General features: G+C 67.1%; 12 protein-coding genes. 3 read left to right on the top strand and 9 right to left on the bottom strand.

Going from position 1 to position 13,426, the window contains the following annotated elements; all coding sequences use genetic code 11:
* Window positions 1–3: 3 nt before the first annotated feature.
* The 8 genes from G6N33_RS15795 to G6N33_RS15760 form a co-directional block, all read right to left on the bottom strand.
* Window positions 4–2,433: a CaiB/BaiF CoA-transferase family protein gene (locus G6N33_RS15795; RefSeq protein ID WP_101528632.1), complete on the bottom strand. Its 2,430-nt coding sequence runs from the start codon at window positions 2,431–2,433 to the stop codon at window positions 4–6.
* A complete protein-coding gene (locus G6N33_RS15790; RefSeq protein ID WP_044508412.1) occupies window positions 2,430–2,684 on the bottom strand; it encodes a hypothetical protein in 255 nt (84 codons plus the stop codon). The genes G6N33_RS15795 and G6N33_RS15790 overlap by 4 nt, the downstream gene beginning before the upstream one ends.
* A gap of 2 nt (window positions 2,685–2,686) precedes the next feature.
* Window positions 2,687–3,814, bottom strand: coding sequence for a M24 family metallopeptidase (locus G6N33_RS15785; RefSeq protein WP_101528633.1), 1,128 nt, complete (start codon window positions 3,812–3,814; stop codon window positions 2,687–2,689).
* Window positions 3,804–5,048 carry a M24 family metallopeptidase gene (locus G6N33_RS15780; protein WP_044508413.1) on the bottom strand — a complete coding sequence of 415 codons (1,245 nt, stop codon included), beginning with the start codon at window positions 5,046–5,048 and terminating at the stop codon, window positions 3,804–3,806. The genes G6N33_RS15785 and G6N33_RS15780 overlap by 11 nt, the downstream gene beginning before the upstream one ends.
* Entirely contained in the window at window positions 5,048–6,109 is a 1,062-nt protein-coding gene (locus G6N33_RS15775) for an amidohydrolase family protein (RefSeq protein WP_179962711.1), read from the bottom strand. The genes G6N33_RS15780 and G6N33_RS15775 overlap by 1 nt, the downstream gene beginning before the upstream one ends.
* 168 nt (window positions 6,110–6,277) lie before the next feature.
* A complete protein-coding gene (locus tag G6N33_RS15770) occupies window positions 6,278–7,531 on the bottom strand; it encodes a cytochrome P450 (protein WP_044508415.1) in 1,254 nt (417 codons plus the stop codon).
* A gap of 1 nt (window position 7,532) precedes the next feature.
* The gene (locus G6N33_RS15765) at window positions 7,533–7,727 is read right to left on the bottom strand and encodes a ferredoxin (RefSeq protein WP_044512409.1); all 195 of its coding nucleotides are present in this window, start codon (window positions 7,725–7,727) and stop codon (window positions 7,533–7,535) included.
* Between the two features lie 11 nt (window positions 7,728–7,738).
* A complete protein-coding gene (locus G6N33_RS15760) occupies window positions 7,739–8,404 on the bottom strand; it encodes a TetR/AcrR family transcriptional regulator (protein ID WP_044508416.1) in 666 nt (221 codons plus the stop codon).
* Window positions 8,405–8,514: 110 nt separating this feature from the next.
* On the opposite strand from G6N33_RS15760, the gene G6N33_RS15755 reads away from it, so the two are divergent.
* The gene (locus G6N33_RS15755) at window positions 8,515–8,754 is read left to right on the top strand and encodes an MDR/zinc-dependent alcohol dehydrogenase-like family protein (RefSeq protein ID WP_044508417.1); all 240 of its coding nucleotides are present in this window, start codon (window positions 8,515–8,517) and stop codon (window positions 8,752–8,754) included.
* 3 nt (window positions 8,755–8,757) lie between these two features.
* Here G6N33_RS15755 and G6N33_RS15750 read toward each other — a convergent pair whose 3' ends face one another.
* Window positions 8,758–9,567, bottom strand: coding sequence for an SDR family NAD(P)-dependent oxidoreductase (locus G6N33_RS15750; RefSeq protein WP_044508418.1), 810 nt, complete (start codon window positions 9,565–9,567; stop codon window positions 8,758–8,760).
* Window positions 9,568–9,714: 147 nt separating this feature from the next.
* On the opposite strand from G6N33_RS15750, the gene G6N33_RS15745 reads away from it, so the two are divergent.
* The gene (locus G6N33_RS15745; RefSeq protein WP_044508419.1) at window positions 9,715–10,590 is read left to right on the top strand and encodes a hypothetical protein; all 876 of its coding nucleotides are present in this window, start codon (window positions 9,715–9,717) and stop codon (window positions 10,588–10,590) included.
* Window positions 10,591–10,610: 20 nt separating this feature from the next.
* The gene (locus tag G6N33_RS15740) at window positions 10,611–13,403 is read left to right on the top strand and encodes an ATP-binding protein (RefSeq protein ID WP_408632730.1); all 2,793 of its coding nucleotides are present in this window, start codon (window positions 10,611–10,613) and stop codon (window positions 13,401–13,403) included.
* The last annotated feature ends 23 nt before the right edge of the window (window positions 13,404–13,426 follow it).

Genomic DNA, 13,426 nt, shown 5'->3' with positions numbered 1-13,426 from the left:
GGCTCAGATCGCCGCCCGCAGCGCCGGTTCGGTGCCGATAACGTTCTCGGCTTCCAGCTCCGCTATCTCTGCCGCGCTCATACCCAACTCGGCGAGCAACTCGTGATTGTGCTGTCCCAGCATTGGGGCGGGCCGAGTGTGAAAGAGCTGGGGGCCGCCCGACAACCTCATTGGCACGGTGCTGAGCCTAGCCCGGTTGCCTATCGGATGGTCGACTTCTTCAAAGAAGCCGCGAAACCTCAGCTGTGCCAACTCGGTTTGCCGATGCGGTTGCAGCACCTTGGCCACCGGGACACCGGCGTCCCACAGCGTTGCGATGATCTCGTCGCGGCTGCGCGCTTGGCACCAGGCGGCGAGGTAGTCGTCGATGACGTCGTGGTGCTCGTGCCGGCCGCTCGCCGTGGCGAGTGCCGGGTCGTCTGCCCACGACGGCGTTCCGAGCGCGCGGCACAGCCTCGCCCAGTGCTCGTCGGTGGCCACGGCAATGGCGACCCAACTGTCGAGCCGGCCGAACTCGTCGATGTCGGCGCTGCGGTACAGGTTCTGCGGCGCCGCGCTGGGCCCCCGATTGCCGGCTCGCTCGAGCAGTGCCCCGTATGCGGAATACTCGATGACCTGCTCGGCCGCGATGTTGAGCGCAGCATCGACCATCGCCGCTTCGACGAACACGCCTTCGCCGGTGCGACGACGATGCTCCAGCGCCAGCAGCACGGCGTTGACCGCGTGCACCCCGGCGTTGGGGTCACCGACCGAATACGGGTCATATGGGGTCCGGTCCGGATAACCGGTCAGCCAACTGACCCCGGACGCGGCCTCGATGACGTAGGCGAAGGCCGGGTTGTCCCGCCACGGTCCGTCCAGGCCGAAGCCGGGCATGCGCACCAGTACCGCGTCGGGTCGCAGCGACTGGACCGCGGCGAAGTCCAGGCCGGTCTGGTCGAGCACCCGGGGTGTGAAGTTTTCCACGATCACGTCACATGTTTCGATGAGTCTGCGCAACACCTCTCGGCCGCGCGCGTGCTGCAGGTCCAGGGTGAGTCCCTTTTTGTTGGTGTTGAGGGCCTGGAAGATGGGCGACTTCTCCCACCACCGGTCTTCGGTGGTCGGTATCCCGGCGATCAGGCGGGTGCCGTCCGGCCGGCGGGTGGATTCGACGTGGATGACCTCCGCGCCAAGCATGGCCAGGAAATGGGTGCCGCACGGACCCGCCCAGAAGGTGGTCAAGTCCAGTACCCGAAGACCGCGCAGCGGCAGCACTTTTGCCGCCCCGGTGGGGGCCGGCCGAACGGGCAGCTTCGCGGCGCGGTAGTGCTCGGTGTGTTCGCCCAACCGCGGCGCGGGATGCGGCGGCCGCAGCCGCGCGGGACGCATCCGGTACGGGTGATCGGGTTGCTGAAACCCATCGCGCGGATTGTGGACGAACGAACCCCGCTCCACGAATTGGTCGAACGAGGTGACGTTGGCACCGTTGGCGACCGGCGCGTTAGGAATGCGGAATGCCGTTGCCAATTCCCGGATTTCGTTGGCCGGGGTACTCGCGATCCACGCGAAGATCTCGTCGGAGTACACATTGGCCAGCTCGGTGATGGACAGCGGCGAGTCTTCGTCGATCCACTCGGGGTGACCCACCATGGCACACAAGTCGAACCACTGCTGTGCGGTACCGCAGCCGAGATCCACCAGGCCGTCTTTGGCCTGGGCGACGCCCGGTACTGTCGGCCGGCGTGCATCGCGCCACGGCCGCCCAAGCATCTCGTAATAAGTGACCGGGTGGTAGGTGAGGCAGAGAATCTGCGCTTCCAGCATCGACAGGTCCACCAGTTCGCCTGCCCCGCCGTCGATGCCGCGCCACCGCGATGCCAGGGTGGCCACGCTCGCGAACGCCCCGGCCAGGTACTCGCCGACCTGACCGCCGATGAACACCGGGGCGCGTTGCTGCTCGCCCCGGCCTAGCCCGACGATTCCGCCCGACCACGCCTGCAGCGTGAATTCGGTTGCGGCGCGGTCGCGCCAGGGGCCATCGAGCCCGAACGGTGTGATCGCGGTGACCGTCAGGTGCGGGTGGCGCGCACGGATGGCATGTGGGGTGAACTCCGGTTGGTCGGCCAGTCGCGAGCCTCGAGACCACACGACCGCGTCCGCCGCGGCCAGTAACCGGTTGACCAGGGCAGTGTCGCATTCGCGGTCGGGATCGGCGACGACGCTGTGCTTAGCACCGGCCAGAAAGCTAAACAGCGCACCGTCGGCACCGTCGGGGACGGATGCCCCCGAGGCCGACCATCGGCGCAACGGATCACCCTCGGGCGGTTCGGTTTTCACGATGTCGGCACCGCCGTCGGCCAGTAACTTTGTGCAATACGCGCCGGCTATCCCGGTGGACAGATCGACCACCGAATAACCGGTCAGCGGCGGCTCGACGCGGCGCTGCGTCACGGATTCATTCTCTTCGACTTGGCGCCGTTGGCTGCTTTGGTGTCCTCGCACGCCGTCTTTCGTGCATTCTTGCTCCGGGGCAGCCCGGCGGGGAACTTCTCGTCGTTGTCGTTGACCGCGTCGCCCTTCGCCTCGAGGATGCTGATCTTCTTGCAGCCCTGCAGCCCACGAGTACCGGAGTTCGGGCTGGCGTACCACTGGCCGTCGTACCGAATAATCTTTTCGGCCGGTGATTCTGCCGGGCCGGGCATGGCTAGGGTTGCCAGAACGGGCTAGCGGTGAGCACCTCGCAACCGCCGGCGGTGATCAGGACCGCTTCTCGCCCGAAGATCGCGCCGACTCCTTCCTGCCACACATATCCGGTGACGGCGAGCACCATTCCCGGTTCCAGCTGCTCCCCGGCGGCGGTCGCGGGCAGATGCTTCGAGACGACCGGCGGATCGAAGCCCATGCCCAGGCCGCGGGCCACCGGCATCGGCGGTTCCGGCTCCCCGGCGGCGTGATACGCGCCGAGCAGGCCGCCTGCTCGCGCGCCCGGGCGGCAGGCGTCAAACAATTTGCCCCACAGGCTTTCCCACCTACTGTGCAGGGCCGCGGCGCCGCGTGGGGGCCGCCGCGTATCGGCCGGCCAGGTGCGGCCGACCTCGCCGACGTAGCCCCCGGCGAGAACACCGGCGGAGAATGCCACCAGGTCGCCGTCCTGTACGCGGCCGCCACCGTCGGCGCGCCGCCACGAATGCGTGCGCGACGTCACCCAGGCCACATCTTGATTCGACGGGGTGCTCACCCCGCCCGCGGCTGCTGCCTCTAGCAGGGCGCCGGCCAGCGCCTGCTCGGTGACGCCGGGACGCAGCTCCGTGACCGCGGCCGCCAGGGCCGCCTCGGCCACCACGACCGATTCCCGCAACGCGGCGATCTCCTCGGAGGTCTTGATGCGCCGGGCCGCCCGCATGGCCAGCTCGCCGTCCACCAGCTGCGCGTTGGGAAACGCGGTGGGCAGCAGCTGCGCGAAAGCCGGTGAGATTGCGTCGGTTCCGACACGTCGGGCCGTCGCCGCTCCATCGATACGGCTTACCGCCGCCATGGTGTTTACCGGGTTCCACGAGATGCCGTACAGGTTGTCGTGCGGGATATCCTCGGGCACGCCCTCGTCCCAGGTGCTCAGCAGGTGTACGGCGCCGGTCTCGCGTACGACGACACAGGTCGGGCCGAAGGGGCGGGTGCCCGCGACCCACAGCTGCGGCGCCCCGGTCACATACCGGACATTCGCTTGCCGGCCGAGCACCAGCACGTCGAGATCGTGTGCGGCCATCTGTTCCAGCGCCCGCTGGCGACGCCCCAGGCGCAGCGTGCGCTCATCGGGCAGGACTTCAGTTGACATGGCCGTAGGGGTCATAGGGGTAGTCGGTCAACCGGATCCAGCCTTCCTCGGTAATGACCAGGACCTCTTCGCTGCGGTAACCGCCGGTGCCGTCCTCCCACACCACCGGCTCGAGAACCAGCACCATCCCGGATTGCAAAACGAAGCTTTCGTCGAACTCCTGGCCCAAATCGGTTCCAATCATCGGCATTTCGGCGGCGTTGACGCCGATGCCGTGGCCCAGATAGAAGTGCGGCAGCCATGGCCTGGTGCCGCCGTTGGCCGCGGTCGCGGCTCGGCCGAGGTCTGCCGCGGTGGCGCCGGCCCTGGCCACACCCAGCACGGCGGTCATGATCTCCAACCATTTGTCGAACTGTGCCTGTTGTCGCGCCGACGGGTTACGTCCGACGATCCAGGTGCGACCGAAGTCGGAGCAGTAACCCTGGTAGGTGATGCTGACGTCGGTCCACAGCACGTCCCCCTCGGCGAGTGCGCGTTCGGTGCTCAGCAGTGGCAGGGCCAAGTCGCCGTGTGTCGTCCACACGCCCTCTGACTTGCTCGGCGGCATCACCTGCCAGATCGGCTCGAGCATGCTGGCTGTGGCTCCCAGCTCGAAGGCACGACGCAAAAAGCTTGCCGACAAATCGATCTGGCGCACCCCCGGCGCCAATCGCTTCTGGACTTCGACCATCGCTTCGTCGGTGATCCGGATGGCGGTCCGCATGCACGACAGTTCATCCGGGGTCTTGACGGACTTGGCCGCGCTGACGATGGCGGCGGCGTCTATCGGGGCGCCGGAGGGGAAGAGCAGATTCATGGCACGCGACATCGCGCCTGTGCATTCGTCGACCGCGACCACCGCGCCGGGCCGAATCAGGTCGGCGGTCGTTCGCGCGAATTCGAGGACACCTTCCTCGAATTCCAGGTATACCGGGCCGTGGAGGTGATCGCCGGGTAGGCCCGACTCGTGCGCGGCTCCTTCCCGGAACGGCAGGAACAGGTGTGGCCAGTCGTCGTCGGCGAGCACGACGGCGACGGGGCGTTCGACGTAGGAAAGCCCGGCATCGCCCAGCGGCCAACTGGCGCCGGTGGCGTAGACGACGGCATTGTTGCCCAGCAGGATCATGGCGTCGACGCCGCGGTCGGCCATGGCCGATCGCAACCGTGCGCCGGTGTCGCGGCGCAGCCGCGCCAGGTCGGGTGTCTCCGGGATCACCAGGCCGGGACCGGTGTCCGGTTGTGCGAACGTCGTCACTACAGGCCCAGGAATGCCGTGATGTTGTCGCTGACGACCTTCACCGCATCGGTCGGGCCCACCGCGTCAACGACGGCCTTCAGCGACTTTTCGGAGTAGCCGTACGTGCTTTCGTTGTGCGGGTAGTCGCTGGACCACATCACCTTGTCCACGCCGATCCGGTCGATCAGCTGCAGACCCAGCGGGTCGACCATGAATGACGCACTCATGTGCGTGTCCCAGTAATGACGCACGTCGTGCTGCAGCGACCGGTTGAACATGTGCTGGTAGGAGGCGACCAGGTGCTCGGCGTCTTGCAGAGCCCACGGCACCCAGGCGATCCCACCTTCGAACCAGCCGATCCGCAGCCCGGGGTGGTCGTCGAGAATCCCGGTGAAGAGGTACTTGGCGAACTGCTCGCGGAAGCCGTCGACGTTGATCATCATGCCGACCACCACGCTGTTGAACTGACACGGGGTTTTCGGTGGGGTCTCGCCGATGTGGTGGGTCACCGGCAGTCCGGCGGCTTCGATCTCGTCCCAGACCGGCTTCATCGCAGTGCTGCCGTAGTCGATCACGTTGCCGTCGTCGTCCTTGCCGGGGTTCAGGGGCAACAGAAACGTCTTGATTCCCAACGACTTCAGCTCGGACAGCGTGCGTCTGGCGCCTTCGGGTTCCCACCAGTTGATCAGTCCCGCGCCATAGAAGTGCCCGTCGGATCGCTCTTGCAACTCGGCGATGTACTCGTTGTAGATACGGAAAGCCAATTCGCGCAGCTTCTTATCGGGATAGTGAAACAGCGCCAGCACCGCGTTGGGGAAGGCCAGTTCCTTGTCGACACCGTCCTCGCGTAGTTCCTCGATGCGGGCCTCGATGTTGGTGCTCGCGGCGCCGGGTAGGTCGTCGTACTGCATCAGCACGGCACTGAAGTCGCCGGGCAAAAAAGACTGCCCCTTGCGGCCGAGCTGGTACGCGCCATCCTCATACCAGATCCGGGGCGCCTTGTCCTTCAGGTCGTCCGGGAAGCGGTCGTAGAAGATATCGTCGGCCAGCGAGATGTGGTTGTCCGCCGAGAAAACCACGGTGCCCTGGGGCAGGCCCACATCGCTGCCCGCGGCGTGACCGCGCCGATCCTTAGGAGCGCCGTAGCCTCCGGGCGGGTAAAGCGTGCTTGTCTGCGTTGACATTATTGACCCTCCATTTGGATCGGCACTGCGCACGTGATCATCGGGCTGCCCAAGATCTTTAGGTCACCACGTAACCGGCAGTTCATAGACGCCGTAGGCGAGTCGGTCGTGCTTGAACGGGATTTCCTCGATCGGCACGGCCAACGCCATCGTGGGGATGCGGCGCAGTAGCGTCTGGAACACGATCTGCAGCTCCGCGCGCGCCAGTTGCTGGCCCACACACTGATGGCGGCCGTAGCCGAAGGCGACGTTGCGGTCCGCCCCGGCGCGGTGCACATACAGCCGGTCCGGTTCGGGGAAGGCGTCGGCGTCCCAGTTGGCCGGTGCCAGGTCGATGATGATGCCCTCCCCGGCGCGGATGGTCTCGCCGCCGATGTGGATGTCGTCGAGCGCGACGCGGCGCTGACCGTTCTGGATGATGCTCAGGTAGCGCAGTAACTCCTCCACCGCGCTGGCAAGGACTTTCGGATCCTCGGCGTCGCGGACCACCGCCAGTTGGTCGGGATTTTCCAGCAGGGCAAGCACTCCGAGCCCGATCATGTTTGCCGTCGTCTCGTGTCCGGCGATCAGCAGCCCGGTGCCGAGCTGGGCGGCCTCTTTGACGCTCAGTTCGCCGGCCTTGACCCGTTCGGCGAGATCGGAAACCGCGTCCTGCGACGGGTTTTCCATCTTCGCCTCGACCAACTGGGCAAGGTATTTGTGCAGGCTCATCGCGCCCTTGGCGGTGTCCGCGCCGGTGGCGTAGCGCGCTAGCCCCATCGTCGCGTGCTGCTGGAACATTTCTGCGTCTTCGTAGGGCACCCCGAGCATCTGGCTGATCACCAGCGACGGAACCGGAAGGGCAATGCTGGCAACGATGTCCGCGGGCTGTGGACCGGCCAGCATGGTGTCGATGTGTTCGTCGGTGATCCGCTGAATCGTCGGCCGCAGGCCTTCAACTCGACGGAATGTGAATGGTTTGGCCAGCATTCGCCGGAACCGGGTGTGCTCCTCGCCGTCGGAGGTGAACACCGACCTGGGCCGTTTGTGCACTGTCGACAGCATGCCTTCGTTCCAGTGCGGGAAGCCGGGCACCCGGTCGTCAACGCTGACCCGGGAATCCGAAAACAGTTCGCGCACTTCCTCGTAACCCGTAACGAGCCAGGGCGTGCTGCCGTCCCAGATCCGCACCCGGGACAGTGGCCGCTCTTCGGCCAGGGCCATGACATCCGGCGGTGGGGCGAACGGGCAGCGCTCGTTGCGGGACATCGGGTAGTCCGGAATCTCCGAGCTCGGCTCGGTCTCGGAGATGCCCGTGCTCGTCACCGCGTCTGACATGTCATTCCTCGAGGTCGATGGCGTGCGCGGGGCACGCCGCGACGGCCTGGCGCACCCCTTCGGTCTGTTCGGCCGACGGCTGCTCGGTGAGCAGAACGACGACGCCGTCTTCTTCGCGCTGGTCGAATACCTCGGGTGCGTTCATCACGCAGTTGCCTGAGGATGCGCAAAGGTTCTGGTCGACAATCACTTTCATCAGCGTGCTCTTCATTCGTATGGCGTTACTGGCGCCAGCCACAGGCCCACGATCGCGTCGATGAGACCGGACGCGGCCGCCCGCCAGGAGGGCTGGACCATTGCTGCACCCGCGGCGAGCGCACGTTCGCGATCGGCGCAGGTGTGCATTAACAGGTTGCGGGCCATGATGTTTCGCTCGAAGCGCACGTCGACCGGAAGGTTGGGCAGGCAGCGGTTGATGCCGTCGACGACCTGCACCAGCGAGGGCGAGCTAAGTGCGCCCTTGACGATGATGTTGTAGTAGGCCGGGTCCGTCATGGCCTGAGCCGCGAAACGCGCATACCAGGTCGGGTTGCCGAGCTCCTCGAGGTGATCGGTCAATGGGCGCACCAGGCAGGCCACCCAGCCGCGCATCTCGCTGTCACGGCCCGAAGCAAGCAGCTCCGCCAACATCTGCTCCCGCAACCGCTCGACGGGTCCGCGGTGCTTTTCTTCGATGGCGCGCACCAGGTCCGCCTTGGTGCCGAAGTGGTAGCCCACCGCGGCGTTGTTGCCCTGCCCGGCTGCCTCGCTGACCTGCCGGTTGGACACCGCAAACATGCCGTGCTCGGCGTACAGGCGTTCGGCCGCCACCAGGATCGCCTCCTGGGTGGAGCTGGCGCGCTCGGTGCGAACGGCACGGCCGGCGGTGGTCATCGGCCCAGTCAACCCCCTTCCCAGCGGTTAAGTCAAGCGCTTGATTTAAACGTAGGGGTGCGCGTTTCGCCGCGACGCGCCGGGAGTGAAACCGGCTAGCTCGCGCCGGGATGAATAAAAACGTTCGGCTGCAATACATTCTGACCTACCTGACGGAGCCGGACGGGAAGCTGGCCTCGGTGCGTGCGGTTACTGCGGCGGCCGCGGCCGGTGCGCTGGAGGTCGGTGATCCGGCCGGGTTGCCCGTCATCCGCTATCTCCTCGAGCAGACCGCCGATGCGCACCGCGTCTCGCAGCAGGGCGTGGTGGGCAAGATCGTGATCGACGTGGCGCGGCTGGACGGGGCGTGAGAATCATCCGTCGCCCTTGGCGGATCGGATCGGTTTGCCCGCCACCGTCCCCCCGTCGACAGGAAGCACCGTGCCGGTGACGTAGCGGGACCGGTCAGTCGCGAAATACAGTGCCGCCTCGGCGATGTCGTCGGGCGTGCCCTCGCGCTTGAGCGGCCGGTCATCGCGCATCGTCTCGCGGATCCGAGCCTCGAATCGCTGCAGCTGCTCGGCGTCCATCCCGGCCGCTGCCTTCCCCAAAATTGGGGTGGGGATGTTGCCGGGCGCGATCGCGTTGACTCGAATGTCGTGATGCGCCAACTCAATTGCCGCGGCCTTGGTGAATTGGATGACGGCAGCTTTCGACGCGCGGTAGACCATCACCCCGCCGCCGGCTTGGATGCCGCCGATCGAGGTCATGTTGATGATCGATCCCCCGCCGTGGCCGGCCATGTGCCGTGCGGCGTCTCGGGTACCGGCCATCACGCCCAACACGTTGACCCCCATCACTCGATGAAAGTCCGCGAGGTCGTCGTCGAGCAGCCTGCGCAGCGGGCTGGACACCCCGGCGTTGTTCACCATGACATGCAGGCCGCCGAACCTTTCGACGGCGTCGGCCACCAGCGCTCCCACCTGTTCGGGGTCGGACACGTCGGTCTGGCGAAAGACGGCAGCATCGCCGAGCGATGCCGCCAGCGCCGTACCCGAGTCGGACTCGACGTCGGCGATCACCACCTGTGCGCGCTCGGCGACGAACCGCTGGACGAGACCGCGACCGATACCGGAGGCGCCGCCGGTGACGATGGCGACCTTGCCATCCAATTCGTTGACCACACCGAGAGTTAATCGGCGCGCGCCACTTTAAGTCAAGCACTTGATTTAGAAGCGACACTGGACGACGCCGCGCAGCAAACTTCCCGGTCTGCCCGCCAAGTCTGGCTACTGTTTGGCCATGAGCGCATGCATCGGAGTGCGGCGGCAATGAATCCCGACACCTTTTGCACATCCGACCAATGGAGCATGATCGCGTCGGCACCCTCGACCTCGCAACTGGCCGGCGTGCTCGGCGGATTTCTGATCACCGCGATCGCCCTGCTGTTCGACCGCAACAGCCGCGAAGGCATCCACACGCTGGCCTTGTTCGCGTCGGCGGTGCTGATCTTGATGCTCAGCAGTTTTCTGTTCAGTCTCATCAGCGGCACTCACCCGCCCGATAATGGTGATCGCCAAGGGATCTGCGCGATTGCCTGGACCCAGGGCGCCCTGGCGACCGGCATGCTGGCGGCCGGCACCACCGCACTGTTCGGCGGGCTGGGCTGGATGCTCGCCAGCCATGCGGTCAACAAGGCGCACCAGGTGGATCCGGAGGACATCCGTGCCTACTCTTTCCTCGCGGACCTCGGCGGCTGGCTGACGTTCGGCGCCGCGATGGCGACAACGCTGATCATGAGCGAGACGAGCATCGACTATCTGCACTTCGTACTGGGCCACCGGCCCGCGCTCTGGCTCACCGGGTTGATCGTGACGTTCTGCGCGCTAGCCATCGTCGTCGACCTGGTGGTGGTCTACATCCGCACCAGAAATCTCAACCGCTCGCTGTCCAACACCGCCGAGCCGACGCAGCTGGCGTTGCGGTCGATCAAAGTTGCCACGGTGGGCACGCTGTTTCTCGCGGTCGCTGCGTCCTGGCTGGCCGTCACTCTCGCCCGGCTTCCGAGCGGGTGGCTGACGACCCCCAACCGCGGCTTCGTCATGTTCGTCTTCGTGCTGGCGCTACTGGTCCCGACGATTATTTCGACCGCGTCCTGTTACTCGGTTGCCAGCACCGACGAGGGTCTCGCCCGCCGCTTCTCCTGACCGCCCGCAAACTGGTGTACGTGACTTCTCGGCGAACGCAGACTCTGCGCGGGCGGCGCGCCGAATGCACCACCCTCGAGCAGTTGACGGCGTCGGCCCGCGCGGGCCAGAGCCAGGTCCTGGTGTTGCGCGGCGAGGCCGGCATCGGCAAGACGGCGCTGCTGGACTTCGTCACCGGCAGCGCGGCGGGTTTCGGCATCGCGAGGACCGCCGGTGTCGAATCCGAAATGGAGCTCGCTTTCGCTGGCCTGCACCAACTTTGCATACCGTTGCTCGACTTCGTCGATCGCTTGCCGGCCCCACAATCCGAGGCATTGGACATCGCGTTCGGGCGCAGAACAGGGCCGGCGCCCGATCGCTTCCTTGTCGGGCTGGCCGTGCTGAGCCTGATCGGCGCCGCGGCCGAGAGCCGACCGTTGATCGTCGTCGTCGACGACGCACAGTGGATCGACCGCATCTCGGCCCAGACGCTGGCGTTCGTGGCGCGGCGGCTGATCGCCGAACCGGTCGCCTTGATCGTCGCCGTGCGCGACGGCTATGACGACGAGTTCGCTGGGCTGGCGGAAATGACGGTGCGGGGCTTGACGTCCGGCGATGCCAGGGCGTTACTGGATTCCGTCATCCCAGGCCGACTGGACGACCAGGTGCGCGATCGGATCGTGGCCGAAACGCGGGGCAACCCGCTGGCCCTTCTCGAGTTACCCCGCGGGTTGACGGCCGCCGAGCTCGCGGGCGGCTTCCAGCCGCCCGACGCGCGACCGCTAGCCGGGCAGATCGAGCAGACGTTTGTGCGCCGGATCCAGTCCCTGCCCGATGAAACCCAGCAGCTATTGCTGACCGCCGCCGCAGAACCGGTCGGCGACGCGGCGCTGCTCGCGCGGGCCGCCGACCGGCTGGGGTTGCCGTCGGATGCGGCGGGGCCGGCCGAGGCGGCGGGTCTGATCGAACTCGGCACCCGGGTGCGCTTCCGCCACCCGCTGGTGCGCTCCGCCGCGTACCGCTGCGCGGACCTAACGGAACGTCGCCGCGCGCATCGGGCGCTGGCCGACGCGACCGACTCCGTCATCGACCCGGACCGGCGCGCGTGGCATTTGGCGAGCGCGGCGCCCGGTCCCGACGAGGCCGTCGCCGCGGCACTCGAGCGCTCTGCCGATCGCGCGCAGGCCAGAGGAGGCATGGCGGCGGCGGCCGCATTCCTGGAGCGGGCAACGCAGCTGACCGCCGACCCGGGTCGGCGTGGTGCCCGCGCGTTGGCCGCCGCACAGGCCAAACGCGAGGTGGCCGCCTTCGACGCCGCGGAGGAGCTGCTGACCATCGCCGAATCGTCCGCACTGGACCCCTGGCAACAGGCCCGGTCGGCCCGACTACGCGCCCAGATCGCCTTCGCCCGCAGCCGCAGCGGCGCCGCGGACGCGCCGACCGTCTCCGACTCGGCCGTCGGCCTGCTTGACGCGGCACGTGGGCTGGTGACGCTGGACGCCGCGTTGTCCCGGGAGACGTATCTCGAAGCCGTCGCGGCTACCCTCTTCGGCGGCCGGCTGTGCCCGCACGGCGGGATCCAGATGACGGCGCGGGCGGCGCGGGCCGCACCTGCCGGACCGAACCCCGCGCGGCCGGTCGATTTGCTGCTGGACGGCATCGCCATCCGCGCCACCGATGGCCACGCCGCAAGTGTGCCGGCGTTGCGCGCGGCGCTGGAGCTGGTCCGCGCGGAATCCGCACGGGACGACGGCGACGCGATGCGGTGGTTCTGGCAGGCCTTCCCCATCGTGCAGGAGTCGGCGGCCCACGAAGTGTGGGATGACGACGTCTGGCATCAACTGGCCACCGAGTCGGTGCGGTTGGCCCGCGATGCGGGCGCACTGGCCGTGCTTCCGCATGCCCTGGTGTACCGCGCCGGCGTCCACGTGCAGGCCGGCGAGTTCGCGTCGGCCTCGGCGCTGATCGAGGAAGCCAACGCCATCAGCGCCGCGACGGGCGATGCCCGGGTCAAATACCACTCGGTGCTGCTCGCCGCGTGGCGCGGTGCCGACGGTGACGCCGTGAAACTCATCGAGACCGCAGCGGCCGACGGCATGTCTCGAGGCGAGGGACGAGTCATCGGCCTGACCGGGTATGCGAAGGCCGTGCTTTACAACGGTCTCGGTCGCTATCAGGAGGCGTTCGTTGCCGCCCGGGAAGCCTGCGAAGACGACGACTACGGGTTGTTCGGCTGGTGCTTGATCGAACTCATCGAGGCCGCCGCCAGAAGCGGCCAATCCGCGGCGGCCGGCAAGGCGCTGCGTCAACTCGAAGAGCGGGCGCGGGCCGCCGGAACGGATTGGGCTGCAGGCGCTTTGCTCCGGTCGCGGGCATTGCTGACCGATGGCAGCACTGCAGAAGACCTCTACCGCGAGGCAATCGAACGGCTCGAGCGGACGCGCATCGCCGTGCATTTGGCCCGCGCTCACCTCATCTACGGAGAGTGGCTGCGGCGGTGTAATCGCCGCGTCGACGCTCGCGTGCAGTTGCAAACCGCCCACCAGATGTTCGGGCGGATGGGTGCTGAGCCGTTCGCCGCGCGTGCTCGCCGCGAACTATTGGTCACCGGTCAGAAGGTGAGCAAGCGCGGCAGCCAAAGCGCCCCGGGCGAGGAGTTGACGGCCCAGGAAGCCCAGATCGCCCGGCTGGCCGGTGCGGGCCTGACCAATCCTGAAATCGCCGCGCAGTTGTTCATCAGTACGCACACCGTCGAATGGCATCTGAGGAAGGTGTTCGCCAAGCTCGGCATCACGTCGCGACGGCAGCTTCGGGGTGTCGAGCTGGCCCATTGAGTCCGCGACGACTACGGACTTTC

It is taken from the genome of Mycobacterium simiae, from assembly GCF_010727605.1.
In the GTDB taxonomy this organism is placed as follows: Bacteria; Actinomycetota; Actinomycetes; order Mycobacteriales; family Mycobacteriaceae; genus Mycobacterium; species Mycobacterium simiae.
The sequence above is the reverse complement of the archived record's forward strand: the minus strand, read 5'-3'. Positions and strand labels throughout refer to the sequence as shown.